The 25,672-nt window shown below is 61.9% G+C and carries 24 protein-coding genes and 1 pseudogene; 18 read left to right on the top strand and 7 right to left on the bottom strand.

The annotated features are described in order from the left end of the window. The first annotated feature begins 5 nt into the window (after positions 1-5). The gene (locus EDF61_RS16320) at positions 6-263 is read left to right on the top strand and encodes a DUF4235 domain-containing protein (RefSeq protein ID WP_105656071.1); all 258 of its coding nucleotides are present in this window, start codon (positions 6-8) and stop codon (positions 261-263) included. A 496-nt stretch (positions 264-759) separates the two neighbouring features. Next, positions 760-1,236, top strand: a complete 477-nt coding sequence (gene bcp / locus EDF61_RS16315; protein WP_105656374.1) for a thioredoxin-dependent thiol peroxidase — start codon at positions 760-762, stop codon at positions 1,234-1,236. 142 nt (positions 1,237-1,378) lie between these two features. Here bcp and EDF61_RS16310 read toward each other — a convergent pair whose 3' ends face one another. From EDF61_RS16310 to EDF61_RS19235, 4 genes and pseudogenes are all read right to left on the bottom strand, one after another. After that, a complete protein-coding gene (locus EDF61_RS16310) occupies positions 1,379-2,458 on the bottom strand; it encodes a carboxylate-amine ligase (RefSeq protein WP_105656070.1) in 1,080 nt (359 codons plus the stop codon). A 328-nt stretch (positions 2,459-2,786) separates the two neighbouring features. After that, positions 2,787-3,778: pseudogene (locus tag EDF61_RS16305) on the bottom strand (IS481 family transposase). Beyond that, on the bottom strand, positions 3,775-4,953 hold the full coding sequence (locus EDF61_RS16300) for a Cmx/CmrA family chloramphenicol efflux MFS transporter (RefSeq protein ID WP_105656069.1): 1,179 nt from the start codon (positions 4,951-4,953) through the stop codon (positions 3,775-3,777). The pseudogene EDF61_RS16305 and the gene EDF61_RS16300 overlap by 4 nt, the downstream one beginning before the upstream one ends. A 21-nt stretch (positions 4,954-4,974) precedes the next feature. Then, the gene (locus EDF61_RS19235) at positions 4,975-5,028 is read right to left on the bottom strand and encodes a chloramphenicol resistance leader peptide (RefSeq protein WP_124770126.1); all 54 of its coding nucleotides are present in this window, start codon (positions 5,026-5,028) and stop codon (positions 4,975-4,977) included. A 567-nt stretch (positions 5,029-5,595) separates the two neighbouring features. On the opposite strand from EDF61_RS19235, the gene EDF61_RS16290 reads away from it, so the two are divergent. Then, complete coding sequence (locus tag EDF61_RS16290; RefSeq protein ID WP_133834802.1) at positions 5,596-6,024, top strand: hypothetical protein; 429 nt, start codon at positions 5,596-5,598, stop codon at positions 6,022-6,024. Between the two features lie 143 nt (positions 6,025-6,167). Here EDF61_RS16290 and EDF61_RS16285 read toward each other — a convergent pair whose 3' ends face one another. Next, positions 6,168-7,544, bottom strand: a complete 1,377-nt coding sequence (locus EDF61_RS16285) for an NAD-dependent succinate-semialdehyde dehydrogenase (protein ID WP_133834801.1) — start codon at positions 7,542-7,544, stop codon at positions 6,168-6,170. Positions 7,545-7,974: 430 nt separating this feature from the next. Between EDF61_RS16285 and EDF61_RS16280 the strand changes: the two genes are divergently transcribed. The 6 genes from EDF61_RS16280 (at position 7,975) to EDF61_RS16255 (ending at position 12,787) form a co-directional block, all read left to right on the top strand. Further along, positions 7,975-8,847, top strand: a complete 873-nt coding sequence (locus EDF61_RS16280) for a hypothetical protein (protein WP_133834800.1) — start codon at positions 7,975-7,977, stop codon at positions 8,845-8,847. Between the two features lie 9 nt (positions 8,848-8,856). Further along, positions 8,857-9,276 carry a phage holin family protein gene (locus tag EDF61_RS16275; protein ID WP_133834799.1) on the top strand — a complete coding sequence of 140 codons (420 nt, stop codon included), beginning with the start codon at positions 8,857-8,859 and terminating at the stop codon, positions 9,274-9,276. After that, the gene (locus EDF61_RS16270; RefSeq protein WP_133834798.1) at positions 9,273-9,851 is read left to right on the top strand and encodes a DUF3618 domain-containing protein; all 579 of its coding nucleotides are present in this window, start codon (positions 9,273-9,275) and stop codon (positions 9,849-9,851) included. Before EDF61_RS16275 ends, EDF61_RS16270 begins: the two co-directional genes overlap by 4 nt. Before the next feature lie 155 nt (positions 9,852-10,006). After that, positions 10,007-11,389 carry a cryptochrome/photolyase family protein gene (locus EDF61_RS16265; RefSeq protein ID WP_208294294.1) on the top strand — a complete coding sequence of 461 codons (1,383 nt, stop codon included), beginning with the start codon at positions 10,007-10,009 and terminating at the stop codon, positions 11,387-11,389. 316 nt (positions 11,390-11,705) lie between these two features. Beyond that, entirely contained in the window at positions 11,706-12,116 is a 411-nt protein-coding gene (locus EDF61_RS16260; RefSeq protein WP_041650329.1) for a DUF4383 domain-containing protein, read from the top strand. After that, entirely contained in the window at positions 12,113-12,787 is a 675-nt protein-coding gene (locus EDF61_RS16255) for a hypothetical protein (RefSeq protein ID WP_133834797.1), read from the top strand. The genes EDF61_RS16260 and EDF61_RS16255 overlap by 4 nt, the downstream gene beginning before the upstream one ends. 52 nt (positions 12,788-12,839) lie before the next feature. On the opposite strand, the gene EDF61_RS16250 is transcribed toward EDF61_RS16255, so the two are convergent. Next, the gene (locus tag EDF61_RS16250) at positions 12,840-13,901 is read right to left on the bottom strand and encodes a 2,3-butanediol dehydrogenase (RefSeq protein WP_133834796.1); all 1,062 of its coding nucleotides are present in this window, start codon (positions 13,899-13,901) and stop codon (positions 12,840-12,842) included. Positions 13,902-14,087: 186 nt separating this feature from the next. On the opposite strand from EDF61_RS16250, the gene EDF61_RS16245 reads away from it, so the two are divergent. From EDF61_RS16245 to EDF61_RS16210, 8 genes are all read left to right on the top strand, one after another. Continuing rightward, positions 14,088-14,618 (top strand): very short patch repair endonuclease, encoded by a 531-nt coding sequence (locus tag EDF61_RS16245; protein WP_208294293.1) that lies wholly within the window; start codon positions 14,088-14,090, stop codon positions 14,616-14,618. 54 nt (positions 14,619-14,672) lie between these two features. Then, positions 14,673-15,956 (top strand): MFS transporter, encoded by a 1,284-nt coding sequence (locus EDF61_RS16240; RefSeq protein ID WP_133834795.1) that lies wholly within the window; start codon positions 14,673-14,675, stop codon positions 15,954-15,956. A 216-nt stretch (positions 15,957-16,172) separates the two neighbouring features. After that, positions 16,173-17,717 carry an ABC transporter substrate-binding protein gene (locus EDF61_RS16235; protein WP_133834794.1) on the top strand — a complete coding sequence of 515 codons (1,545 nt, stop codon included), beginning with the start codon at positions 16,173-16,175 and terminating at the stop codon, positions 17,715-17,717. 1 nt (position 17,718) lies between these two features. Then, positions 17,719-18,672: an ABC transporter permease gene (locus EDF61_RS16230; protein WP_286172305.1), complete on the top strand. Its 954-nt coding sequence runs from the start codon at positions 17,719-17,721 to the stop codon at positions 18,670-18,672. Further along, complete coding sequence (locus EDF61_RS16225) at positions 18,665-19,516, top strand: ABC transporter permease (protein ID WP_286172304.1); 852 nt, start codon at positions 18,665-18,667, stop codon at positions 19,514-19,516. Before EDF61_RS16230 ends, EDF61_RS16225 begins: the two co-directional genes overlap by 8 nt. Beyond that, on the top strand, positions 19,509-21,065 hold the full coding sequence (locus EDF61_RS16220) for an ABC transporter ATP-binding protein (RefSeq protein WP_133834792.1): 1,557 nt from the start codon (positions 19,509-19,511) through the stop codon (positions 21,063-21,065). Before EDF61_RS16225 ends, EDF61_RS16220 begins: the two co-directional genes overlap by 8 nt. A gap of 464 nt (positions 21,066-21,529) precedes the next feature. After that, entirely contained in the window at positions 21,530-22,051 is a 522-nt protein-coding gene (locus EDF61_RS16215; protein WP_133834791.1) for a hypothetical protein, read from the top strand. Between the two features lie 271 nt (positions 22,052-22,322). After that, entirely contained in the window at positions 22,323-23,162 is an 840-nt protein-coding gene (locus EDF61_RS16210) for a transporter substrate-binding domain-containing protein (RefSeq protein ID WP_133834790.1), read from the top strand. Positions 23,163-23,265: 103 nt separating this feature from the next. On the opposite strand, the gene EDF61_RS16205 is transcribed toward EDF61_RS16210, so the two are convergent. Then, positions 23,266-24,039 (bottom strand): SDR family NAD(P)-dependent oxidoreductase, encoded by a 774-nt coding sequence (locus EDF61_RS16205; protein ID WP_133834789.1) that lies wholly within the window; start codon positions 24,037-24,039, stop codon positions 23,266-23,268. 245 nt (positions 24,040-24,284) lie between these two features. Here EDF61_RS16205 and EDF61_RS16200 point away from each other — a divergent pair, with 245 nt between their 5' ends. Next, the gene (locus EDF61_RS16200; RefSeq protein WP_133834788.1) at positions 24,285-25,622 is read left to right on the top strand and encodes an MFS transporter; all 1,338 of its coding nucleotides are present in this window, start codon (positions 24,285-24,287) and stop codon (positions 25,620-25,622) included. The last annotated feature ends 50 nt before the right edge of the window (positions 25,623-25,672 follow it).

Here is a 25,672-nt window from a genome sequence, read left to right as displayed (position 1 = left end):
AGAACATGAAATTGCTGGTAAAGATCTTCGGAACCCTGATTTCGCTCGGTGCAGGCTGGCTCGGAGCCAAGCTCGTCTCCGGGGTCTGGCATAAAGCCATGGGTGAAGAACCGCCATCGCTGGCCAACCCCGAAAAGCAGCAGCAGGCCGCCGTAGGCAAGGTGCTGGCGTTCGCCGTGATCTCGGGGGCAAGCGCTTCTGCCATCCAGGCCATGGCCAAACGGTGGACGCGTTCCCTCGAAGCCAAGGCCGCCAACCGCTAGCAGGCCGCATTCTGGCCGGTAACCGGATGCACCGGGTCGCGCAGCTGTTGCCAGTTGCCCGCCTCGGTGTTTTCGTTGGTGCAGGGCAGCTTTCTGCGCGGTGTCCACTGCCCTAGTGCATCGCGGATGGCTGAAGGCCTGCGGGACTCGCATGGTGATCAATTGGCCGGGCGACAGTTTCGCCAGCACGCAGAACTGCCAACGGGAAAGCAATCTTTTGCACCAGCCAAGCCTTCCTTGATGCCTTGTAAGCGTGCATCACGGTCAATGGCGAGGTTATTGCCTTCCAGAAGTCGTTGGATCGCTCCCGGCTGGCGTTCTGCTCTGGCAGGCAGGAACACCCCGGAAAGTTCGGTAACCGCGAGGACACCAGAGCATCAGGGCGCGAATGCTCAGTGGTCCAGTCCGTTGGAAATATATCCCAGAAGTCTCTGGCATTGAGTGCATCCACTGAATTAGAATGAAAACAAAATATCACTATATGAAAGTTGAATCGATGACTGCCCATTCTTCTCCGCTCACCGCCGGCCAGCCAGCGCCAGCCTTCTCCCTGCAAGATGCCAAGGGAGAGACCATCTCGCTTTCGGATTATTCAGGGCAGAAAGTCATCGTGTATTTCTACCCCAAGGCCGCGACTCCCGGCTGCACCACCGAGGCCTGCGATTTCCGCGACAACCTCAATTCGCTGCAGGCCGCAGGATTCTCCGTTCTGGGCATCTCCCCGGACGCGCCAGAAGAGCTGGCAGCCTTCGCTAGCGATGAATCGCTGAACTTCCCGCTGCTTTCCGACCCGGGCAACGAAGTTGCCAAAGCCTACGGCTCCTACGGTGAAAAGAACATCGGGGAAAAGACCGTCGTGGGCACCCTGCGCTCCACCGCTGTCATCGATGAAGACGGCAGCATCCGCCAAATTGAATATGCCGTGGATGCCCAGGGGCATGTGGCGCGACTTCGCGATTCCCTCGGAATCTAGAGGATTCCGCACCCGGATCTTTCCGGTGCCAGCCCGGATGCTTCGAGCCGGGGCCAGCTTTCACCGGCCCCGGCCACACCCTGCAGTCTGCAGTCTGCAGTCTGCAGTCTGCAGTCTGCGTTGAGGATCCCTGGACGGCAAGCTACATCTGCATCTCGGAATGGGCATTGGCCAACAGATGCGTGAAAGCACCACGCTCGAATGCAGCCCGCTGGCGGACCGCTCCATTGCCTGTCTCCAGCATGTTCCTGAGTGAAATCACGGCATAGTCGTAATCTCCATGAGCCCTCAATGCGTCCTCAATGAGTCGGAGCATTCTGCGGGCCAGTTCCTCCACAGCGACCTGCTCTCCGGTTCGCGTGTCCACGTGCACTCCGGTGATTCCGTTCTTGGCCGCTTGCCACAATGAGAGGTCCAGGACTTCGGGCAGATACTCGATCGCATCGAATTCGCCGGCCACCGCAGTCTCGACCAGCCCTCGCATGAGCACGGCCAGCAATACCGAATCCTGCGCTCTCAACTGCGAGTCCGCGACCCGAATTTCGAGTGTCGGGTACTTTTCCGACAACCGGGCGGACCATCCGATGTGGCCTGGGTCGGGAACTGCATCGGTTCCATTGATTCGCGCAAGCCGAGTCCCATAGTCTTTCGAATCCTTGAAGTACGGCGGAATTCCCTGGACGGACCACTTTCGATAGTGAATGGTTCTCCACGATGAAAAGTTGCTGTCGCCCCCTTTCCAATACGGAGAATTGGCGCCCAGGGCGCAAAGAAATGGCAGCCATCCGCGCAAGAAGTTCAGCGCACGAATTCCCGCTTCGGAATCAGGGATGGACACATGGACGTGCAAACCGCACATGTAATGCTCTGACGCTATTCCGGAAACGAAGTTGCCGATTTCCCGATACCTTGCATTATCGGTCAGCTCCGGAGCCTGCTGGGCAATCATCGGCGCCGCGCCCAAACCCGCGACCAGCAGGCCGCGGGAGGCCGCTTCGCTTGCCAGAGCACTGCGGAAACTTCCCAGCTCATGCAGGGCCTGATCCCGGTCTTCGCAGATGGCGCTGGCATGTTCTATTTGGCAAGCAAGCAGTTCGTTCTGCACTTCGCCATTGCGTTGCGAATCCAGCGCTTGCCGTAACGCTTCTTTATCCGTGCTGGCCGGCAACCCTGTTTCTGCGTCGAACATGAAGAATTCTTCTTCAATGCCAAAGGTGCTCATTTCGTGCCTCCCGGAACATGGCTGCTAGGGCGTCGGACCAGCAACCGGCCTGTGTTGACTTACTGCTGGCTAACCTGGCCTGCCTGATGCGAACTAGCGGGGAACTGCTCATCATTCTTCTTGCGCGGAACGGATTGCCGCATGATCAATCCCCTTTCAGCTAGGCTGCGAATATCCGGATGGCCGCAGCTTCATCCGCCTCGGCGGCTTGCGTTCTGCGTAAGCGGATTCTGAAACAGTAGATCCCGTAGCCTGGCTGCATCTGCTTGCCCGATGGATTCTCATGGTTTTCCCATCAACCCAGAATGAATCGGACATGAAATCTGAACTAGCTGTGAGGTTCAGGGACATTGTTTAGTCGGGCGAAGGGTGCGCAGCCAATCGCTGAGTGGTGTCGGTGGTGGTTGTAGAAGTGGAGCCAGCCGGGCAGAGCCAGGCGTCGCTCGGCGTTTGAACCGTAAAACTTGGCATAAGCCCACCCGCCCCCGAGTGTGCGGTGGGACCGCTCGATCGTCCCGTTCGTCTGCGGCTGATAGGGAGGTGCTCGCTTGTGTCTGATGCCAAGCCGAGCGCAGAAGTCCCTCCAAAGGTGGGATCTGTAGGCCGACCCGTTGTCGGATAGGACTCGCTCGACGGTCACGCCCCGTTCAGCGAACCAGGCCACAGCGCGTTCGAGAACTCCCACCGCTGTGCTTGCCCGCTCGTCCATGCAGATCTCTGCATAAGCGGCTCGGGGGTGGTCGTCGATCACTGTGTGAACGAACGCCGTTCCGGTCCGCGGCTTGTGGTCTTTGCCTCTGGGCAGTCCCGGAGTGGCGGTTCTGTTCCGTGCGCCTTGCTGCCGACCAACGTAACGATGTCCACCACCGTCGGGGATATTCCCGAACTTCGTGACATCGACATGGATCAACGATCCCGGATAAGGGTGCCCATGTCGCCGCAAGGGCTCACCAGTGACACGATCGATATGGGAGAGGCGGTTCACGCGGCAACGGGCGAGGACCGCGTGAACCCTGGACGCCGGGAGGCCAAGTCACGCAGCGATCTGGGCTGGACCAGCCGAAGTCGCAAGCGCAGATTGATGATCCGCTTCTTCTTGGCATGCTCGGGCGTCCTGCCTGGACTGCAATGCGGCCTGCTGGAGCGATCCTGCATCCCATGCCCACCCTCTTCCCGTCAACGACCGGCCCCCTTCCGGGCAGTGATCGGAGAGAGCCTATACATCTTCGCTGCCATCGTGGCCGGATAGCCGTCTTCAACAATCAGACGGGCTATCCGGAGACGGGTACGAGGCGTGAGCAGCGCATTTGGATCAGTCATCGATTGGCCTCCGCAGTGGTTTCCAAAAGCGTGTGCCGGCTCAGCACCATGGTCAAGAGCGCGGCCGCCGCCAATGCCGCGGCCACCCAGACCGGCGCGAGCACCCCCAACCCTGCCGCGAGCCCGAACGCGCCAAGCACAGGACCCGCCGCGGCACCGAGGTTCAATGCCGCGGTTGCGTACGAACCGCCCATCGTTGGAGCAGCCGACGCTGCATACAGCACACGCGTGATCAAGGTGCTGCCAATGCCGAACGACAGGAAGCCCTGAACGAAGACGAGGACGATAAGCGCAACGGGATGCGACGCGACCAATGCCAATCCGATCCATCCTGTCAGCAGCAGCGGGCCGCCGACTGCAAGCACGACGCCGGGGCGTTGATCTGACAGTCGCCCAGCGATCGTGACGCCAAGGAATGATCCGACGCCGAACATCACCAGTGCGAAGGACACCCACCCATCAGCCATCCCCGCAGTCTCGGTCACTACGGGGGCGAGGAAGGTGAACGCCGCAAAGGTCCCTCCGTTGATCAGCGCTCCAAGTGCCATGGCCAGGATGAGCCGCGGCGTCGCCAACTGGCTGAGCTCGGCACGAAGCCTTGGCGAGGACCCGGCAGTTGCGGTCTGACCGGCATTGTTCGTGATCCCTCGAACGACTCCGAAGACCGCCGGAATACAGAGGATGGCGACTGCCCAGAACGTCGTTCGCCAGCCCAACGCTGTGCCGAGCAGAGACCCAGCGGGGACACCCGCGACGGTTGCGATCGTCGTGCCGGAGAGCAGGATCGACAGTGCACGCCCCTTCTGGTTCGCTGGCACGAGAGTAGTGGCCGTGCTCAGTGCTACCGCGAGGAATCCTGCGTTTGCAAGAGCGCTGAGCACCCGGGTTATGAGGAGGAGAGCGAACACGGGTGTCATCGCTCCGATGACGTGGCTTCCCGCGAACACGAGAAGGCAGACGATCAACGTGAGCCGCGGTGGCCAACGGCGAGCGAATGCCGCCATCACTGGCGCGCCGATGACCATACCGATCGCGAAGGCCGAAGTCAGCAGGCCCGCCGTGCCGACCGAGACGTCAAGCTCGGTCGCGATCGCGGGGAGCAATCCCGCGAGCATGAATTCTGAAGTGCCCATGACGAAAACCGCCAAGGCAAGCATGTAGAGAGCAAAAGGCATCGAGTACTCCGAGGTGAGAAATCAAGAAATGGTTCTTCTTGTCACCACGGCCAGCACCCCGGGTACGCCAGACATACGCCCACACAGATCGTGGGCGTCGTAACTACTGGTTGAAGGGGCTGGCGGTGTGACCGACAACCCCGGACATGTCTGACTCGGGACTCGACATATCCCGAACTCTACAGCGCTCGACTGCGCGTGGTGTGGATAGACACGTCCCTAATCGGCACGACGTCGTTGCGCGCGGGGGCAGAACACTGTCCCTGGACATCACAACTGGCTCTGGAAGCGGCAACGATCTGCCCGCAGCTGCGGCGAACAGCAAGCATGGCTGTGGACCTTGGAAATGCGGTCCGTTCCGGCGTACATACGAAGCCTAGCGACGGGCAGTCCGCGGCGGACCAAACAAACTACTGACTAGGCCGGAAACTAAGTTCAAAAAGCTCTCCTCTGAGCCTGAAAATTAGCTGGAAACCCAGGGACACCCCTCCCGGTCGTAGACCAAGTGGCCTAGGTTTAAAACACACTCCGCTTCTCAATGACGGCGAACCTTGCCTGCCGGCAGGCTAATCCGCAATCTGCGAAGTGGCGTGACTTATGGGGGCTTACTCGAAAGTTACGAACAAAGTGGAGGTAGTACTAATGCCAGGACGTATAGTCAGGTCCAAGACTGCTGAACGTGTCACGGAACTCCTGGGATCGCGCGAAGGACGCTCCCATTTGAGCGAGTACGGGTGGATCCCCGGAATGCCCGTGATCATTGCACAACTCAACGAGCCGGTAGACGATGTCATGGGCCTCGCTTCCGTTCACAATTGCGCTGTTCTCGTGGCGATACTGGACGCCCAGGGCGAGCAGCTTCGTTTCATCCATGTCTCGCCTCCCAACGGTGCTCTCCGGATCGTCGATGAGACTCCTGCGAATACCCGGATCTGCACGCTCTTCGAGCAAGCGGAGGAAAGCGGCATGCTTGCCTTCCGAGTTCGGTATTGGACCCACACGGCAATTGCCAACGCCCTGCCAGTCTTCACCCCGGAAGAACAGTGGCCGCTGGCGATGACGCGCAGCTAGGTGCAGGGGCACTGGAGGCCCCGCCCAGGTGCCGCTGATTCAACGGCTCGCTGCTAACCGCATATAGTCCATTTTCGACTGACGGTCCTGGCTAACCCCGGAATTCTCCGGGGAAGCCAGGACCGCTGCCGCAATCCCCTGTCTTAGCGCCCGGCGATCTTCACCAGCTTGTGGTTGATGAATTCGTCCATGCCGTACTTGCCCAGCTCGCGGCCGATGCCCGAGCGCTTCACGCCGCCAAAAGGCAGCTCAGGGTAGGAAGCCGAAGGCTCGTTGACGGCCACCATGCCGCTTTGCAGCTGCACGGAAACGCGCTCTGCGCGTTCCATGTCCCGGGTGTGGATGGAAGCTCCCAGCCCGTAGTCGGTGTTGTTGGCCAGGGCCACGGCTTCCTCTTCGCCATCCACCTTGTAGAGCACGGCGACCGGGCCGAAGAGCTCCTCGGAGAAGGCACGCATCTCGGGAGTCACCCCGGCAAGGATGGTCGGCTCGTAGAATGCGCCCGCGCCCTGGATCGGCTTGCCTCCGGCCAGGACCTGGGCACCCTTGTCGATGGCATCCTGCACCTGTGCGGCCAAGCCGTCGCGGGCAGCGGCCGAAGACAGCGGGCCAAGGAAGTTCTCCGGCTGGGCCGGGTCGCCCACCTTGATTCCGGCCACCTGCTCCACCAGCGCTTGGGAGAAGTCCTCGTAGACCGAGGAATCGATGATGAAGCGCTTGGCCGCGTTGCAGGCCTGGCCGGTGTTCCCGAAGCGGGCGCGCATGCCCAGCTTGGCGGTGCGCGCCACGTCCGCGTCGTCGAAGACCACGAATGGATCCGAGCCGCCCAGTTCCAGCACCACCTTCTTCAGATTGCGCCCGGCAATCTCTGCCACGGCGGATCCGGCGCGCTCGGAACCGGTCAGGGATACTCCCTGCACCCGGCGGTCGGCGATGATGTCCGCGACCTGGTCGTTGGTGGCGAAAATGTTCACATACGCGCCCTGCGGGGCGCCTGCTTCCTTGAAGATCTCCTCCATGGCCAGCGCCGACTCCGGGCACTGCGGCGCGTGCTTGAGCAGGATGGTGTTGCCGTTCATCAGGTTCGGCCCGGCGAAGCGTGCCACCTGGTAATACGGGAAATTCCACGGCATGATGCCCAGCAGCGCGCCGACCGCTTCCTTGCGCACCAGCGCCTTGCCGCCCGAAGCGATTTCCAGCTCTTCGTCTTCCAGGTACCCCGGACCGTTCTTGGCGTAGTAGCGGTAGATCGCCGCCACGATGCCGATTTCCCCCAGCGACTGCTTGATGGGCTTGCCCATCTCGCGGGTGATGATCGCGGCCAGCTGATCGGCGCGTGCCTCGTAGATGTCTGCCACGCGCTCCAGCAGGGCGACGCGCTCCTGAAGCGCGGAGACCGACCACTGGGTGTAGGCGCTGTGCGCCTCGGCGATGGCATCCTGGATCTGCGCATCGGTGGCAGTCGGGTAGGTTGCTTCGACTACGCCGGTGGCGGGATTGGTAACGGCATAAGTGGACATGGTGCTCCTTCGAAGATTCGCTTGTTGGACACTTAGCGCCCAGTCTTCCAGCTCCCGGCGCCAATGCCCCGGACTCGTCGGGTATTGGCGTGTTCGCCACGGAAAGTGCCGCTGTTCCTCCAAAGCCGCGAACTGGGCCGCAGCAGGGATTGCAGTACTGCTGGACTCCTCGCAGCTGCGCCGGGTGGTGCGCTGGACGCTCGGGATCCGGCTCGATCCTACTCGCTTGCCTCCTGCTTTCCTGGAGCCTCCGAGCTGTCGCCATCGAACCTGAATGCTTCCTGCGGATTGGCCGCGATCCGTGACCTGCGGCGCGCTCTTGCCTAGCGTCGTAGGCAACCAGCAGCGCTCCGCACGGACTGCGGAGCCGGATGCGCGGCCACCTGCCGCGCCACCCGCAGCTGACGACAGCAGCAGAGGAAGGGAAGACATGAGCACCAACGATGACACCAGTTCGAATCCATTCCCCGATGACCCGCGCAGCACCCCGCAACCCGGAACCGTCCGCCACGGCTTGAACGATCCGGATCCGTTGACCGAGCCGCAAACCGACCTGTTCCCGTCGGGCACTGTCGAACCGGTACCGGCCGACGCGCATGATTCCGATGACCGGCAGTCCGCAGGAAGCGGCAGTACGTCGGGCAAAGCGCAGGCAGCCCAGGATCTGGCGCGCGAGGGCCATGAATCCGCCACCCACGTGCTTGACAGCGCCAAGCAGGAAACCTCGATGCTCGCTGAGCAGGCCAAGGACCAGGCCACCCATCTGTGGGATGAACTCGGCTCCGACCTGAAGGAGCAGACCTCCGCGCAGCAGCGGAAGGTCGCGGCCAACCTGCGCGACATCAGCGATGAGTTCCGCGCCATGCTGGACCAGTCCAGCGCGAGCGGAACCGCCTCCATGCTGGTGGACCAGGCTTCGCATCACAGCGGACAGGCCGCCGATTGGCTCGAACAGCGCGAGCCGCACGACTTGCTGGACGAGGTCAAGGGCTTTGCACGCAAGCGTCCTGCGGCCTTCTTGGGACTGGCGCTGGGCGCTGGGCTGCTGGCAGGACGCATGACCCGGAATGCCAGCGAGCCGAAGGAAGGCACAGGGCGCCGCGACCAGGAGCCACGCCCCGGCACCACCAGCGCACCGAACGCCTCGGGCGTTGACGGGCCAGGTCCGGTGCGGGTTGACCCGTCCTTCCAGGGAACCACCCGCGTGGATTCGGCAGGCAACCCGGTCCATGCCGATTCGGTGGACGTTGACCCGCTGCGCTCCTACCCTCCTGGGGATCCGCGCAGCACCGACTACCGCTAGGAGCATTCGATGACTCACACGACGCCAGATCCCGATTCCGCAGAACATGAACGCAGTTCACTCGGCGCCCTGTTCAATGACCTGACCCAGAACGTATCGCTGCTGGTTCGCCAAGAGATCGAGCTGGCAAAGACGGAGTTGAAGGAGTCGGCCAGCTCCGCCGGCAAGGGTGCAGGCATGTATGCCGGTGCCGGTGTAGCCGGCCATTTCGTCTTGCTATTTCTTTCCGTTGCGGCTTTCTTCGGATTGTCGCTCTGGATTGGCTACGGCTTCTCGGCCTTGGCGGTCGCCGCCCTCTGGGCGGTGATCGGTCTGGTCTTGGCAAGCGCAGCCAAGAAGAAGATGCAAGAGATCAAGGGACTGCCTAATACGGCCGAGACAGTCAAGAGGATTCCATCAGCTTTTACTCCGAAGGATGATGCACCATGAGCAAGAATTCAGAAGAACTCCGCGCGGAAATCGCCCAGACACGAGGCGACATGCAACAGGATGTGGATGCGATTGCCGACAGGGTCAGTCCCAGCCACATTGCCCACCGACAATCCGAAAAGGTCAAGGACTCATTCAGGAAGGTGAAGGACTCCGTCATGGGAACCGGTGAATCAACAAGTGACCAGCTGCACCACTACAGTGAAGACGCCGCGGAAGCCGTCAGGGACGCACCGCACAGGGTGGTGGAGCAGACCAAGGGCAATCCGCTGGCCGCCGGAATCATCGCCTTCGGGGCAGGACTGCTGGCCTCGTCGCTGCTTCCGGGGACCCAGAAAGAAGCCGAGCTGGTCCAGCGGGTCAAGGACAAGGCAGAACCGCTGGCCGAAGAGGCCAAGGATGCGGCGAAGCGGATTGCCGAAGACCTGCGGGAGCCTGCGCGGCAGGCCGCCGAGGACCTGCGGGATTCCGCGCAGGAATCCGTGCAGACCGTGAAATCCGAAGCCAACTCCGAAGCCGAGCATCTGCACGGCGAAGCGAAGGACACGGCCAAGCAGATGGATAACGGCTCCTGATCCCTAGGCGCGGCAAGAGGCTGGTGCGTGCAATCACTGATTGGAACCACCAGCCTCTTGCTCTGCCCGGTAGCCGCCGAGCTAGGCGGGGCATCCACCAGAATTTAGCTAGCTAAGCTAAATAACCACTAGGATGAGTCCATGGAGAACTCCAAATGACTCAGCCTGCTTTGCCTGCCCAGCTGGTATGGTTCCGCGATGATCTGCGCACCAGCGATCACCCAGCGTTGGATGCCGCGCTTTCTTCCGGTCCGGTGATCGCGGTATATGTCCTGGACCAGGCATCTGCCGGCATCCGCCCGCTGGGCGGCGCGGCCAAATGGTGGCTGCATCAGGCGCTGGAGGACCTTCGCAGATCGCTGGAAAAACTGGGAATCCCGCTCATCCTGCGCCAAGGCCCATCCGCCGGGATCATCAGCGAACTCGTGCACGATGGCAACGTGCAGACCGTGCACTGGAACCGCCGCTACGGCCACGCCGAACGCGCCGTCGACATGCAGATCAAGCAGGACCTTCACGCGCGAGGCGTCCACGCCCACAGCTACAGCGGGACGCTCCTGCATGAGCCCTGGGAGCTGCTGACCAAGAACAACACCGGCTACAAGGTCTTCACGCCCTTCTACAACGCGTTGCGCGACAGCGAGATCCGGCCTCCGTTGCCCGCGCCACAGGCACAAGAACCCCTCCCGGACACTAATCTTCCCGCCAGCGACGAGTTGGAGAGCTTGGAATTATTGCCGGCTTTGGACTGGATTGACGGGCTCGCCGCGCAATGGGAACCCGGAGAAGCGCCTGCGCGCCAGCGCCTGGAGCAGGTGCTGGAATCGATCGCCGAAGACTACCCGGAGCACCATGACCGCCCCGATCTGGACGGAACGTCTGCCCTCTCCCCCGCCTTGCGCTGGGGGCATGTCAGCGCAAGCCAGATGTGGGAGGCGCTGGGCCGTCTGGCCGCCGTAAATCCCGAGGCTTCCGACGGTGCCACCGCGATGCGCCGCCAGCTCGCCTGGCGGGATTTCTGCTGGCACCTGTACTACCATCACCCGCAGCTTCCGGAGCGGAATCTGCGTGCGCAGTTCGATCATTTCGACTGGGCCTGGCCTGAGGCAGACCCGCAGGCCGCGGAATATATGAGCTGTTGGCAACAAGGACGCACCGGTTTCGGTCTAGTGGACGCCGGCATGCAGCAGCTTTGGCAGACCGGATGGATGCATAACCGGGTGCGGATGGTGGCAGCCAGCCTGCTGGTCAAGAACCTGCAAGTGCATTGGAAGGTCGGCGAGCGCTGGTTCTGGGACACCTTGGTAGATGCGGATCTCGCCAGCAATACTGCCAATTGGCAGTGGGTCGCTGGAAGCGGCGCCGACGCGGCACCGTACTTCAGGGTGTTCAACCCGGAACTGCAGGCCAAGAAATTCGATCCCCAGGGAAGCTACACGGCTCGATTCGCGCCGCTGGCCGCGGAGCCCATTGTGGACCTGAAGCAATCGCGGCAGGCTGCATTGGATGCTTACGAGCAGATGAAACTCAGCTCATAGTCGCGAAGCGTCTGGCAGCGAGAAGATGAAGCCCGCAGATCCACGATGACCTGCTATTCGCTGTTTCGGCCCAACGCATCTTCGGCTCGCTCTCTCAACGCATCAGCTTCCTTGCCGAGGGATCCAGAGCGTCCCCAACCGAACACCAATGCGAAAACGCCTACCGCATCCTTGGGTGCCTCCGGTGCCGGCAAATAAGTCCAATCAAGACCAATCCGCCTTCCGTCCTTCTCCGAAGAACTTCTACAGGGTTCCTTCCGGAACCCGCAGAACTCGACACGGACTAGAATCCGTGTCCCAGGAAGGACTGATTGCCATGCGCACATCGCCTAACCGCTTGCTCGCAACGATTTTCGGGGCCGTGTACCTCCTTGTCGGCCTGCTCGGGTTCCTTGTCACTGCCGGCGTGGATTTCTTCGCAACAGAGGGCGGGAAGCTGATCATTTTCGAGGTCAATCCACTTCACAACGTCATCCACCTGGCCATCGGCGCAGCACTGCTCATCGCTGGGCTCGGATCCGTGCGTGCTTCCAAGCTCGCCAACACCACGGTGGGCGCCGTCTACCTCCTCGTTGGCATCCTCGGCCTCTTCTTGGCCTCTACAGCACTGAACATCATTGCCCTGAACGGTGCGGATAACGTCCTGCATCTAGCCAGCGCGATTGTCCTGCTGTCGGTAGGCCTGTCCCAGGACCGGACGCCAGCAGCCCATACTGCACGGTCATGATTTCCCATGAGGCCACGGAGCCTGCCACCGAACCTGCCCTCCAAGGGCGAGATGCAGTTGCGAGCTCCGTTGCCTTCGGCGGCCTCTATGCCGGGATCGCCGGACTGGGAGTCGCGGCGCTGGCCGCGGCCTCCTCCGCCAGCTTGGCATCGGCATTCGGGGTCGGGTCCGCCCCGGCACCGTGGTGGGCGTGGCTCGGCGCGATAGCATCCGCAGCCTGGGCTGGGGTGGCGCTGGTGTACGCCGTTGCCAGCCTGCTGAAGGCAGCGGCCCCTGCCGTGAAGCTTGCGGTCCCCTGCCTGGCGCTCGTCTCCTCCGTGCATTTAGCCAGCATTGTTGCCGGCCTTTGGGGGTTCCCGGAGGGAACGAAGAATCTGGATCTCACGATTGCTTCCTTGCTGCTGCTTGAGCTGTCGGTGCTGGCGGTATTCCTGTGGCAGCGCAAGCGGCGGAAGAACTATCCGCACCGGGCAGTGCGTTCCAGCAGCCTAGTTGTCCTCGGGAGCATGTTTGCCGGTTCGGTTGCGGTTGCGGCGGTTGCCAGTTTGGGGTTGGCAGCTTCGTCCGCTGGAGAACTCGCGGTACCGCATTCCGAGCACGGCGCTCATCGTTCGGGAGACATCGACCCGGGAATCATTGGCAAGATGAAACAGGCAGAACACCACCACTAGCCGCAGCCAGGGGGCCAGTGCCAGTGATCCAACTGGCCCCGATAGCTGCAGGCTAGGCCCGCGGATCAACAATGATCTTCACGTGTTCCTCATTGTTGTTGATCAGCTGGTCGAACCCTTCGGAAACCAGCTCGTCGAGCCCGATGCGCCCGGTGATGAACGGGGCCAGGTCCAGTTTGCCGCTTTGCACCAGGGCAATGGTGTCCGGATGGTCATTGGCGTAGCCGATGGTGCCGCGCAGGTCGATTTCCTTCAAGACCAGCTTGGGCATGTCCACTTGCGGCTTATGCCCCCAAATCGAAACGTTGACGATCACCCCGCCGGGAGCCACCGCGTCCAGGAGCATATCCAGCACCACCGGGACCGAGGAACACTCGAATCCGGTATCCGCACCCCGGCCGCCGGTCGCTTCGCGCACCCGTTCGGCCACGTCCCCTTCCCTGGGATCGAAAATCCCGTCGGCAATTCCGGTTTCTCGCGCCTTGGCCTTGCGGGCCTCGGAGAGTTCCGAGATGTAGACTGTCAGCCCCTTGGCCTTGAGCACCGCTGCGGTCAGCAGGCCGATCGGGCCGGCACCTCCCACGATCGCCACCTGCCCGGCCTTCGCCCCGGAGCGGACGAAGGCGTGGTGGGCCACCGACAGCGGCTCGATCAGCGCGGCCTCATCCAGGGGGATCTTGCCGATGGGATGCACCCAGCGGCGTTCCACGACGATTTTCTCCGATAGCCCTCCGCCGCGGCCGCCCAGGCCGATGAAGTTCATGTCCTGGGAGAGCTGGTACTGCTGGCCTTCGCCGGTGTCCACATCCTCATGGATGATGTACGGTTCCACCACGACGTTCTCGCCGATTTCAAGGCCGGTGATGCCTTCGCCCAGGGCGGTAATGGTTCCGGAGAATTCATGGCCCATGGTCACCGGAGCGCTCTCCCCGGAGAGCGGGTGCGGATGCCCGGCCGGCGGGATGAAGATCGGGCCCTCCAGATATTCGTGCAGATCGGTGCCGCAAATGCCGCACCAGGCCACGTCGATGGCCACTGTTCCCGGTTTCAGCTGCGGCTCATCGATGTCCTCGATCCGGATGTCCTTCTGGTCGTAATACCGTGCTGCGCGCATGGCTCCCCCTCGATTCTTCTGCCTGTCGGTGACCGGCCCGATCCCGGCCGGCCATTTCAGCTCCAAGCTACTGCGGCAGCCAAGGTTTGGGAACCGTTGCAAGAGGTTTCATCCGATGGCTCCAGCAAGCCATCCAGCCAAAACCCAGCCAGCAGTGCGCGGCCTGTTCGCGGCGCACAATGGACTATGGACATCATGTCGGCGGCGCAGCGTTCGGCGCTCATGTCGCGCATTTCCAGCAAGAACACCGGACCGGAACTGGTCCTGCGCCGGTTGCTGCATGCAGCGGGGTACCGCTACGGCGTGCACGGCGTCCTGCCTGCACGGCAAGTTGCCCAGCTGCGTTCTGCGCATCCCGGCATCCCGCTGCGGGGCGGAAAGCTTCCCGGATCCCCGGATCTGGTCTTCAGCGCCCGGCGCAAGGCCATCTTCGTCAACGGCTGCTTCTGGCACGGCCACGACTGCCCGGTGGGCCAGCGGCGCCCCGCATCCAATACCGGGTACTGGAACCCCAAGCTGGATGCCAACATCGCCCGGGACCAGCGCAATCGCGATAGCCTGGCGGCACTTGGCTGGGAATCGCTGACGCTCTGGGAATGCGAGCTGAAGGCGATGGATGGCGTCTTGGACAGGGCAGCAAGTTTCCTCGGACCGGTACGGATCCTGCCGGGCAGCCCCGGCGGGCAGGACCCGTCCCAGGGCACCGGTGTTGGCTAAGATCAAAGAGTCCGCCCGATCTGCCCGCAGAGCACCTACCCGTTCCCGAGGTCCATGAAAACCAGCACGTCCCGCTTCGAAGTCCCGGTACTGCTGGGAACCCAGACGCTGTTCAATATCGGCTTCTACGCCGTGGTTCCCTTTCTTGCCGTAGTGCTGGCCAACGACTTCCTGCTGGCAGGCGCTGGAGTGGGCCTGATCCTGGGTATCCGGACCTTCGCCCAACAGGGCCTTTTCCTGGCCGGAGGCAGCTTGGCCGATCGCTTCGGCGCCCGGCGCATGATCCTCATTGGCTGCGCAGTGCGCGCCGCCGGGTTCTTCACGCTGGCCGCCTCCCTGTCCTTGGGCGACCCGAAGCTCTGGTTGTTCATCCTGGGCACATTGCTCACCGGATTCGGCGGGGCACTCTTCTCTCCGGGCCTGAGCATTCTGGTGGGGGCTGCCCAGACCGCGCGCGACAGGGGCCAACCCACGGGAGCCAAGCGGGCCACGCTCTTTGCCTGGCTGAGCGTCACCGGAGAAATCGGCGCAGTGGCCGGACCGCTGGTGGGAGCGGCACTGTGGGACTGGGGGTTCGCGGCCGTTGCGGGTTTCGGGGCAATCTTCTTCATCGCCATCGGACTGTTCCTGGCTGCGGCATTGCGCCGCTACGCTCCGGAAGGCACTTCACCGGATTATGCCGGGACACGGGCCAAGCGGCAGGCCCAGCCTGGCAGCCTGCGCCGATGCCTGGCGGACCGGAAATTCGTGGCCTTCTGCGCCCTGCATGCCTCTGACCTGCTGGCATACAACCAGCTCTATTTGGCCATTCCCCTGGAATTGGAACGCACGGGCCTGCCCACCCAGTGGCTGGGACTGGTTTTCGCGTGGATCTCCGTGCTGACTCTGGGCTTGCAATTGCCCATCGCATGGCTCGCCGCACGGATCGGCGCGGCAGCGACCCTGCGTTGCGGATATGTCTCCAGCGCCCTGGGTTTCGGCGTACTCGCCTTTCTCCCCGCCACGGCTTTCGGCGAAAATACCGCGGCGGTACGCATCTTGTGCGCGGTCACCCTGCTGGCCTTGGGGCATATGAGCGTGCACCCTGCAGCTCTTTCGCTCGTTCCCGGATTCGCCGGACACCGGGGTACCGGATCCTACTTCGGCTTGCTGTCCAGTTGCGGCGGCCTGGCGGTGCTACTGGGGAATTTGCTGGTGGGCTGGCTCTTGTCCCAGGCCGGCCAGGGCCACATCCCCGGATTCCTGCCGTGGCTGGTTCTCATCATTCCGCTGGTCGTTGCTTCCTGGCTTGGCGCATCGCTCGTGAGGCGTTCAGGCCTGCAGACCCAGGGTGCGTGAACTGCGACACATGACGCGCTGCCCTCGCAGAATTTCCACGGGGCACCCCAACTTTGCACTACTCAGCTTCCACTCTTCCCAGGCTCCCTGCGGGGGCTTTTCCTCCGCTTTCCTTGCCGGGCCATAATCAGCAAAACGAGTCAACTAATTAGGGTACGCTTACCGAGGCTCTATTGCATTAGATGCCAATCCATCACGTAATGCCGAAGGATTTCCATGAAACTTGGACGATTGAGCGTTGCCGCAGGTTTTGCGGCCATTGCCCTGGCGCTGACCGCCTGCAGCTCCACCCCTGCGAGCTCCGCCCCGGAACAAGCCGCGGACTCGGAAGCCCGCGTGATTGTGGCCAATTTCCGCGCCCCGGTATCCAATTGGGCGCTGGAAAGCGACGACGCCTATGTGCTCTCCATCGCCGGTTGCTTGGAAACCCTGGCCAAATACAACCAGAGCACCAAAACCGTTGAACCGATGCTCGCTGCTTCCTGGAAGCAGTCCTCGGATACCGAATGGGATTTCGAGCTGCGCAAGAACGTGCTGTTCCAGGATGGCACCGCCATGGATGCCAAGGCCGTTGCCGGCTCGCTGAACCACGTCCTTAAGGCCACCGCTCCAGCCCGTGCGGTGAACCCCAAGACCATCAAGAAGGTCCAGGCCGTCGACGCTGATACCGTGCGCGTCACCACCCCCGCCGCGGATCCGTTGCTGCCCTACCGCATGGCCAGCGTGAACGCCGGCGTGCTTTCCCCTGCCGCGTACACCGGCAAGGGCATCGACCCGATGAAGCACTGCACCGGACCCTTTGCCCCGGTCTCCGAAAAAGCCGGGCAGTCCCTGACCTTGGACCGCAATGAGAATTACTGGGACGGAGAGGTGAAGCTGGCTGGCGGCGAAATCCGCTACATCACCGAAGGCGCCACCCGCGCCACCCAGGTGCAGACCGGTGAAGCGGACATTTCCATGTCCATCCCGGCCACCAGCCTGGCGGCTCTGGAAGCCGATAGCAAGATCAGCGTGCTCAAGGCCGACTCGCCTCGCACCTCGACCTTGTACCTGAACAACTCGCGCGCTCCATTCGAGAACCGGGAGCTGCGCAAGGCCGCCACCATGGCCTTGGACCTGCCGGCCATGGCCGCCAGCATCTACGAAGGCGCAGCGCAGCCTGCCACCGGCCCCTTCGCCCCGAGCGAGCCGTGGGCCAACCCGGATCTGGCCGTACCGCAGGTGAATATCGAAGAAGCCAAGAAGCTGGTGGAAGCTTCCGGATACAAGCAGGACAAGCCGCTGGAAATCATTGCGATCACCGAACGCGCGGAGTTCGCCGGGGTAGGCGCCATCATCCAGGAGCAGTTCAAGCAGATCGGCTTGCAGGCAAACGTGGTGACCAAATCCTATGGCGCCGCGGAGCCGGATGTACTGGCCGGCAACTACGACATGATCCTCAGCCAGCGCAACCGGATGATCGACATCGCTGATCCGATCGGCTTCCTGCAGTCCGACTACACCTGCGAGGGCGGCTACAACCTGAGCCACTACTGCAACAAGGACTACGACCAGCTGATCGGCCAGGCACTGGCAGAGAAGGACGAGGCCCAGCGCCACGACCTGTACCGCCAGGCAGGCAATCTGCTCGCCGACGATGCAGCGAACGTCTGGCTGGTCAACGAGCAGGCTATCGACGGCGTGGGAGCCAAGGTCCAGGGCTACGTCCAGGACCCGCTGACTCGCTACGTGCTGACCAAGGATCTGGCGAAGACCAGCTAGCGTGTCTCCTCTAGCCACCATGCTGCGCCGGGCCATTGGACTCGGCGCAGCAGTTCTGCTTTCATCCTTCGCGGTATTCCTGGTCCCCTTCGTTTCCCCCGGGGACCCCGTGCGGTCCTTGCTGCGCGCCCGCATGGACATCGGGGCCGCCGACGAGGCAACGGTGCAGGCCTACGCACAGCAATTCGGCCTGCACGACCCGATGCTGGTGCAGTTCGGACGGTGGCTGGGCCGGTTCGCCACTGGAGACATGGGCATCTCGCATATCAGCGGCACCCCGGTAGCCGACCAGGTGCTGCCGGCCATTGGCGTCACCCTGTCCTTGGCAGGCAGCGCGCTGGTGGTGGCCATCGCCGTGTCCATTGTCTTGGGAGTGCTGTCGGCCACCCGTGCCGGGAGGTGGCCCGATAGGCTGATCACCTCGGCGACCCATGCGTTGATTGCCATCCCCGAATATGCGCTGGCTCCGCTGCTGGTCCTGCTCTTCGCGGTGCGCTTCTCGCTACTTCCCTCGGCCGGTTTCGAATCCCCGGCCTCGATGGTGCTGCCGGTCTTCATTCTGGCCTTGCGCCCCATCAGCTTCTTCACCGTCGCGGTGCGCTCTGGGGTGCGCCAGGCATTGGACTCCGAGCACGTGCTGGCCGCCCGCGCCCGCGGGCTGAGCAGCACCCAGGGGCTGGTCCGCCATGTGGTTCCCCACGGTTTGCTGCCGCTGTGGACCATGGTGGGTGTCTGGTTTGCCGGACTGCTGGGCGGGTCGGTCATCGTGGAAGTCATCTTCGCCATTCCCGGAATGGGCCGGCTGATCTTCGACTCCATCGTCGATGCCGATATCCCGGTCGCCCAGGGTGGCGTGGTGGTGGTCGTCACCTGTGCCGTACTGGTGACCGGAATCGTTGACCTGGTGCACAGGATCAGCGATCCCAATGTGAGGATTGGTGTACGACATGGCTAGGAATCATTCCAGGGAAATCCTGCTTTCCCCTCCCGCGTTCATCTTGCTGGCGGTGGTCATCCTGACCATCGCCGCTCCGTGGATTTCCCCCTACAACCCCGACGCCCAGAACCTGGCGGACCGGTTGCAGGGACCCAGCCTGTCCCATCTACTGGGCACCGATGCCCTGGGCCGCGACACCTTGAGCCGCGTGCTGCACGGTGGCCGGTTCTCGCTATCGGTAGCGCTGATCACCACGCTGTTCGCGCTGCTGGTTGGCACCGCACTGGGCCTGCTCAGCGCGGTGCGCGGCGGGTGGCTGGATGAGCTCTTCCTGCGCGTGAACGACTTGCTGCTCGCACTGCCCGAAATCGTGATTGCGCTGCTGATCATCGCGGTCATGGGTCCCGGTTTCTTCACCATGGTGCTTTCCGTAGGCGTCGTGGCATGGACCCCCACCGCACGGTTGGTGCGTTCCATGGCGGCCCAGGCCTTATCCACCCACCACGTCGAAGCCTCCAGGCATGTCGGTGCTTCGCGCTGGTTCATCCTGCGCCACCACGTCCTGCCCTTCGTGGCTGGACCGGTGCTGGCCCAGGCGGCATTGCGCTTCGGGCTGCTGCTGGTATTGCTCGGCTCCTTGTCCTATCTGGGCATCGGCGTCCAGCCGCCGCAGTCCGACTGGGGTTCAATGCTGGCCGAAGCCCAGCCCCATGCCATCCGTTCCCCTTGGGGCCTGATTGCGCCGGGCGCAGCCATCTTCCTGGTCAGCTTCTGCGTCACCTTGCTGGGCAATCGAATCACCCACGTGCTGGGCGGGCAGGACGTGCTTGCCACCGAGGCCAAGGCGGAAGCCCATGACTAGAGAACTTGAATTCATTGATCTTTCGGTCAGCTCCGGCGATCAGCGATTGCTCTCCGAAGCACGCGGCGCCCTGCGAGCCGGCGAATTGGTGGCGGTTGTCGGACGTTCCGGTTCCGGCAAGACGCTGCTCACCAAGGCGATCATCGGCCTGCTGCCCCAGCAGCTGCGTGCCGAGGGCCAGATCCTGCTTGACGGCCAGCGCCTTGACCAGCTGGGCGAGAAGGCCATGGACTCGGTGCGCGGACGGCGCATCAGCATGCTGTTCCAGCAGCCCAAGCGCGTGATGAACCCGCGGCTGACCATCCGCGCGCATCTGCTTGAAGCTCTGGGAGCCCACGGCTGGGGCAAAGCCCGCCAGCACGAGCAGCAGGTGCTGTCCTTGCTCGAAGAAGTAGGCTTGTCCCCTGCCCAGCAGATTGCCGGCCAGCGCCCGGACCAGCTTTCCGGCGGGATGGCCCAACGCGCCATGCTGGCCATCGCCTTGGCCGCTGACCCGGAGTTCATTTTGGCTGATGAACCAACGTCATCCTTGGACTCGATTCTCAAGGCCGAAGTGCTGCAATTGTTGCGCCGCAAGCAGCAGGAACGTGGCGTGGGCGTCCTGTTCATCACCCACGACATCGCCAGCATCCAGCACATCGCAGACCGCGTCGTAGTAGTCAGCGACGGGCAAATTGTGGACCAGTGCCCCACCGCGCACATCTTCTCCAAGGACCGCCATTCCAAGACACGCGAGCTGGTGGAAGCCAGCTTGCCTCCCCTGCGCACGCCACGCGTTAAGGATTCCGCATGCTTGCTGGAAGCAGTGGATGCGGGCAAGAACTACACGCGCCGCGCAAAGGGCCCGGCAGCATTGAAGCCCACAAGCTTGCGCCTGCACGGCGGCCAGGTCCTGGGAGTGGTGGGCCGCTCCGGTTCGGGCAAGAGCACCTTCGCCCGGCTGCTGGCCGGGTTGGAAGAGCCAACGACCGGACAGATCATCGATACGCGCCGCAATGGCGAAGCAACGCGGGTGCAGGTCATTGCCCAGGAACCGTACTCGTCCTTCGATCCCCGGCTTTCCATCCGCACGTCAATGAGCGCGGCGGTGCACCGGCTGCCGGCAATCCAGGCCGGCGAGCGCATGGCGCAAGCCATGGCCCAGGTGGGATTGGCCGAGCAATTACTGGATCGCAGGCCGGGCCAGTGCTCCGGCGGCCAGCTCCAGCGTCTGGCTATCGCACGAGCGCTGTTAACCGAACCCCAGGTATTGATCTGCGATGAATCAACTTCGGCACTGGATTCGGTAGCCCAGCGCCACATCCTTGATCTGCTACTTAAGTTGCGCGACTCCATGGGGTTGAGCCTCGTGGTCATTTCCCACGACATGGACGTGATCCGTTATGTCAGTGACGACGTGGCCGTGTTCTATGAGGGCGAATTGGTCGAGCACCGTTCCCTCAGTGAATTCTTGACCAATGCGAAACATCAGCACAGTCGAGATCTCATCGCGGCCTTAGACATGACGTCGACAAATGATCGAATGCCCCGGCCTCTTACGTCGGCGTAAAAGCGCAGTTCAACAACTAATTATCTATCTGACTGGTCATTGGCGGAGGCAAAATGGGAGTCGCGGATGTCAACGATCGTTGCGCAACAAAACGGTCTAGCTGCACGATCCTGCTCCTGCGAGTCGACTAAATCCGTTCCATTCATTGGGTTCCATTCGTCGAACGACGGCTCAGCCTTGCACAGTTTCAGCAACCGAAGCCAAATTTCTTCACTTGCCATCCGGTCGTAATTCGGAGTGATACATGTAAGACCACAGGGCCAGACCACTAGCGAAACGTGGACGCGCGCTCAGCATTATCTGGCCTAGAACCGAACGAATATCGGAATGTCAGTGGGGCTCATGAATTGCCGGGCAGAAAATGGAACCTGAAGAATTAACTATCCATCCTTCACAGGACCGGATTATTCGACAAGGCAAACACCACGATGAAACAATGAACAACCCTCAATCAAGGAGTTGAATTGACCTTATCTATGATGGCCATTATCTTCTCAGGCGTCTCAGTATTCATTTCCGCTAGCACTTACATGACGAATCAGTGGGCGCGAGAGCGTTCGAAAGTGAACGAGGCGGTCGACGCGCTCACTACAGAATCCATTGCTCGATGCCGATTGGTCATCGGGGCAATCTCTCGGACAGACTCACAAACCACTTTGAATTCCGAGGATCACAACGAATTTGTTGAGGCGGCCTTCCGTTTGATGTGGGCCATACAGCGCACAGCATTTGCGACCAATACGATCAAGAATTCAGCAATCGCTCCTGTCGAAGCTCAGCGACTCTATCATCACCTATCAGTAATTACCCCAGAACTTTCGGAGGCCATCAAAAATCATGGTCACGAAGTCAACTGGGGCGGAGAACTGCAGGAAACGAACAAGGTAATCCGTGAGCTTCCCGAACATGTCTTGGATGGCTGGTCGCGTAAGATCTCGAAAAAGAATTTTAAAGTCCTAGAAAAACCTTCATTGATTACCCTGTGAGTCGGTACTTCATCGAACTCCATAAGTTCGTTGGCAACACCCAACTGACAGCCAGGGCCTCTTCCGTGATTCACCGCAATCGTAATGAGACAAGCTGACCGATTAGAGACTAGTCTCCCCGTGCCCGGTTCAACGTCTCTGAAGTACTAAATCGTTCTTTGCCGCGGCATCGTCGGACATAACCGCGTCGTCAGTTCGTGCAACAGCTCCGGAACGTAAGATCAGCGACCGGCCCTTGTATGGCGACGGACGGAACTTATAGGTTTTAGTTATGACCGACCGTTCAAAGAAGATCCCGTCCTTCATCCGCCGTATGCCGTTACTCGCCTTGGGCGTTGCTGTATCCGTCTCGGGATGCTCCGCTCCCGCACCGGATCCCGGCGCTGGACAGGAACCAGAGGCAACAGATACCCGACTGGCAGCGGTCAGCGACTCGGGAACGCTGAAGGTCTGCACCACCGGGGACTACCGGCCGTTCACCTATCTTGACCCGGACACCGGGCAATGGTCGGGAATCGACATCACGATGGCCAAGAATCTTGCCGAGTCGATGGGCGCAGAACCCGAGTTCGTCCAGACCTCCTGGAAGGACTTGATGCCGGACTTCCTCTCCGAATGCGATATCGCCGTGGGCGGGGTATCCATCTCCATGGAACGCGCCCAGCAGGCCTACTACAGCGAAGCCACCCTGGACGAGGGCAAGACGCCCATCACCTTGTGCGAGAACGTGGAGAAGTACGACACGGTCAAGGAAATCAACCAGCCCGGGGTCCGTTCCATCACCCCGATTGGCGGGACCAACGAGAAGTTCGCTGATGCGAACTACCGGAAGGGCGAGATCATCCGTTTCGAGGACAACAACAAGATCTTCGATGAGATCATTGCCGGGCGTGCCGACGTGATGACCACCGACGCCTCGGAGACCCGCTGGGTGGCCAACGAGCACCCCGAGCTGTGCGCGGTGCACCCGGATCAGCCATTCAATTTCTCCCAGAAGGCGTACCTGCTGCCGCTGGGCGATGACGAGTTCCAGGAATACGTGAACCAGTGGCTGAACATGGCCAAGAACGATGGGACTCTCGCGGCTGCCGAGAAGCCCTGGTTCGGATAGCCGCCGCCAGAACATGACAATAGGCCAGCGGCCACACCCCGAACTATTCGGGGTGTGGCCGCTGGCTTCTTCTAGTCCTTGGACTGGCCCAAACCTGGAACTGCTAATGCATGTGGCTGCCGCCATTGATGTCAATGGTGGTGCCGGTCAGGTAGGAAGCGCCTTCGGAGGCCAGGAAACCAATGACCGATGCGACTTCTCCGGTGGTTGCGGTGCGCCCAATGGGGATGCCCGCGGCAATGGCCGCCTCCTGCTCGTCGGTGCTGCCCACCCGGATGTTGGTATCCACAGCGCCCGGCGCAATCGCATTGACGGTGACGCCGCTGGCCGAGATTTCGCGGGCCAGCGCCTTGGTGAACCCGAGGATTGCCGCTTTCGCCGAGGAATACGGGACCTTGCCGAAGACTCCGCCGCCCCGCTGGGCAGAGACAGAGGACATGTTGATCACACGTCCCCATCCGCTCTCGATCATTTCCGGCAGGAATGCCTTAGTCACCAGGTACGTGCCCGTGGCGTTGACGTTCATGAGCTTGTTCCAGATCTCCAAAGTCGTATCCAGGAAATCCACCGGGGAGGTAATCCCCGCGATGTTCACGACGGCACCGGTAGGAGGCAGTTCCCCCGCGGCGACGCGGGCTGCCACCGCCGCCTGGGCCGCGGCGACCGAGGATTCGTCGGCAACGTCGATCTGGTGGCCGAATGCCGGCACGCCAAATTCCTCTGCAATCTCCGTGGCTACGCGCTCGGATGCGGAGTGGTCCAGATCCAGAATCGCTATGCCCCAGCCTTCCCGGGCCAGGTGCCGGGCGGTTTCGATGCCGATCCCCTGTGGCGAGGTGGCACCGGTTAGTACTGCAGTGCGCTGGGTTTGATTCATCGGATTCCTGCTTTCAATACGGCCCGCCCGAACAACGATGAGGCGAACTTGGTGGTTGCGGTGCTCTGCTCTGGACAAACGCACCAGAAGTTTGTGGTGCACACCACGATAGTTTTGTTTACTGTTGACAGTCAACTGTTAAATTTTCTCTTGACAGAACTTGTGCCGTCGCTCACACTTCTATTAGTGTTGACTGTCAACAATGAAAATTGCCCGCATCCCACAACTCACGAAGGGAGCCACTCATGAGCAGCGAAGCTCTAGAAATGCGTGGCCCGATCCACGGCACCAAGGACGCCAAGCGCGTCGCGATAGGCTCCAGCGTTGGAGCCACCATTGAAACCTACGATTTCATCGGCTTCGGCACCGCGGCCGCCCTGTATTTCGGACACGTATTCTTCCCCGGCGCTGACCCGCTCACGGGAACGCTTGCATCCTTCGCCACTTTGGGCGTAGGTTTCGCTGCCCGGCCCTTGGGCGGGATCATCGGCGGCCATCTCGGTGACAAGATCGGGCGCAAGCCGGTGCTTGTCACTTCGCTGATCGTCATGGGTCTTGCCACATTCTTCATCGGCGTGCTGCCCACCTACGAGCAGGTCGGCGTGCTGGCTCCAGCGCTTCTGGTCTTCGTGCGCATTGTCCAGGGCCTGGCCTTCGGCGCCGAATGGGGCGGGGCAATCCTGATGACCTACGAACACGCGCCATGGAAGCAAAAGGGCAGGTTCACCGGGATTGTCCAGTCCGGATTCCCGGTAGGGCTGCTGCTGGCCAATCTGGTGTTCCTGGTCAGCGTGCAGTTGCCTGGCGACTGGGGATGGCGTGTTCCGTTCCTGGCCAGCCTGCTGCTGGTGATCGTGGGACTGGTCATCCGTTCGAAGGTCCCGGAGTCCCCGGTCTTCGATGACGTGAAGAAATCAGGGCAGATCGTCAAGTCGCCGATCAAGGATGTCATTCGCACCGACTGGCGCAATATCCTGCGCGGCATCGGGCTTCGCATTGCCGAGACCGCGGGCTACGCGGTCTCCATCACCTACATGATCTCCTACCTGCACACCACTGGCTTGGCCGCGAACTGGCAGACGCTGACCGCCTTGAGCATCGCCTCGGCCATCGGCATCTACGCGACCTACCGCTGGGGCCGGCTCACCGACCGCGTTGGACGTCGCACCGTCTACCTCTTCGCTTGCGCCTTTGCCGCGCTCTTCGGCATTCCGATGTTCCTCATGGTCAACACCGGCTCGTTCCTGATGATCATCGCCACGATCGTGATCTCCTATGCCATCTGCCAGAACTCCATGGCAGGTGCCCAGGGGGCTTGGTTCCCGGAGCTCTTCCAGGCCAAGACCCGCTCCTCCGGCGCCTCACTGGCTTACCAGATTTCGGCCATGGTTTCCGGTTTCACCCCGTTCATCACCACATTGCTTTTCATGCAGTTCGGCTGGATGGGCCCGGCCGCGCTCTTCATCGGCTACGCGCTAGTCGGCTTGTGGGCGGCGCTGGTGACCAAGGAAACCTGGGGCCCTCGCGAACGCCACCTTGCTGACCAAGCCATCGCCGAGAATCCGCAGGCAAGTTGCGTCTGACCCGGTGAGCCAACCCGAACCCCGACCCGTTGAATTCCTGAAAGGACTTC

This window comes from Arthrobacter sp. JUb115 (genome assembly GCF_004365035.1).
Classification (GTDB): Bacteria; Actinomycetota; Actinomycetes; order Actinomycetales; family Micrococcaceae; genus Glutamicibacter.
Note: the sequence above shows the minus strand (reverse complement) of the source record. Positions and strands in the feature narration are given on the sequence as shown.

What these genes read in the sequence shown, in the direction of transcription:
- EDF61_RS16205 (WP_133834789.1), bottom strand. Translation starts at nt 24,039, where the DNA reads ATGAATCAAACCCAGCGCACTGCAGTACTAACCGGTGCCACCTCGCCA.
- EDF61_RS16245 (WP_208294293.1), top strand. Translation starts at nt 14,088, where the DNA reads ATGGACATCATGTCGGCGGCGCAGCGTTCGGCGCTCATGTCGCGCATT.
- EDF61_RS16270 (WP_133834798.1), top strand. Translation starts at nt 9,273, where the DNA reads ATGAGCAAGAATTCAGAAGAACTCCGCGCGGAAATCGCCCAGACACGA.
- EDF61_RS16290 (WP_133834802.1), top strand. Translation starts at nt 5,596, where the DNA reads ATGCCAGGACGTATAGTCAGGTCCAAGACTGCTGAACGTGTCACGGAA.
- EDF61_RS16240 (WP_133834795.1), top strand. Translation starts at nt 14,673, where the DNA reads ATGAAAACCAGCACGTCCCGCTTCGAAGTCCCGGTACTGCTGGGAACC.
- EDF61_RS16265 (WP_208294294.1), top strand. Translation starts at nt 10,007, where the DNA reads ATGACTCAGCCTGCTTTGCCTGCCCAGCTGGTATGGTTCCGCGATGAT.
- EDF61_RS16235 (WP_133834794.1), top strand. Translation starts at nt 16,173, where the DNA reads ATGAAACTTGGACGATTGAGCGTTGCCGCAGGTTTTGCGGCCATTGCC.
- EDF61_RS16210 (WP_133834790.1), top strand. Translation starts at nt 22,323, where the DNA reads ATGACCGACCGTTCAAAGAAGATCCCGTCCTTCATCCGCCGTATGCCG.
- EDF61_RS16320 (WP_105656071.1), top strand. Translation starts at nt 6, where the DNA reads ATGAAATTGCTGGTAAAGATCTTCGGAACCCTGATTTCGCTCGGTGCA.
- EDF61_RS16310 (WP_105656070.1), bottom strand. Translation starts at nt 2,458, where the DNA reads ATGAGCACCTTTGGCATTGAAGAAGAATTCTTCATGTTCGACGCAGAA.
- EDF61_RS16260 (WP_041650329.1), top strand. Translation starts at nt 11,706, where the DNA reads ATGCGCACATCGCCTAACCGCTTGCTCGCAACGATTTTCGGGGCCGTG.
- EDF61_RS16300 (WP_105656069.1), bottom strand. Translation starts at nt 4,953, where the DNA reads ATGCCTTTTGCTCTCTACATGCTTGCCTTGGCGGTTTTCGTCATGGGC.
- EDF61_RS16225 (WP_286172304.1), top strand. Translation starts at nt 18,665, where the DNA reads ATGGCTAGGAATCATTCCAGGGAAATCCTGCTTTCCCCTCCCGCGTTC.
- EDF61_RS16280 (WP_133834800.1), top strand. Translation starts at nt 7,975, where the DNA reads ATGAGCACCAACGATGACACCAGTTCGAATCCATTCCCCGATGACCCG.
- EDF61_RS16220 (WP_133834792.1), top strand. Translation starts at nt 19,509, where the DNA reads ATGACTAGAGAACTTGAATTCATTGATCTTTCGGTCAGCTCCGGCGAT.
- EDF61_RS16200 (WP_133834788.1), top strand. Translation starts at nt 24,285, where the DNA reads ATGAGCAGCGAAGCTCTAGAAATGCGTGGCCCGATCCACGGCACCAAG.
- EDF61_RS16255 (WP_133834797.1), top strand. Translation starts at nt 12,113, where the DNA reads ATGATTTCCCATGAGGCCACGGAGCCTGCCACCGAACCTGCCCTCCAA.
- EDF61_RS16250 (WP_133834796.1), bottom strand. Translation starts at nt 13,901, where the DNA reads ATGCGCGCAGCACGGTATTACGACCAGAAGGACATCCGGATCGAGGAC.
- EDF61_RS16285 (WP_133834801.1), bottom strand. Translation starts at nt 7,544, where the DNA reads ATGTCCACTTATGCCGTTACCAATCCCGCCACCGGCGTAGTCGAAGCA.
- EDF61_RS16275 (WP_133834799.1), top strand. Translation starts at nt 8,857, where the DNA reads ATGACTCACACGACGCCAGATCCCGATTCCGCAGAACATGAACGCAGT.
- bcp (WP_105656374.1), top strand. Translation starts at nt 760, where the DNA reads ATGACTGCCCATTCTTCTCCGCTCACCGCCGGCCAGCCAGCGCCAGCC.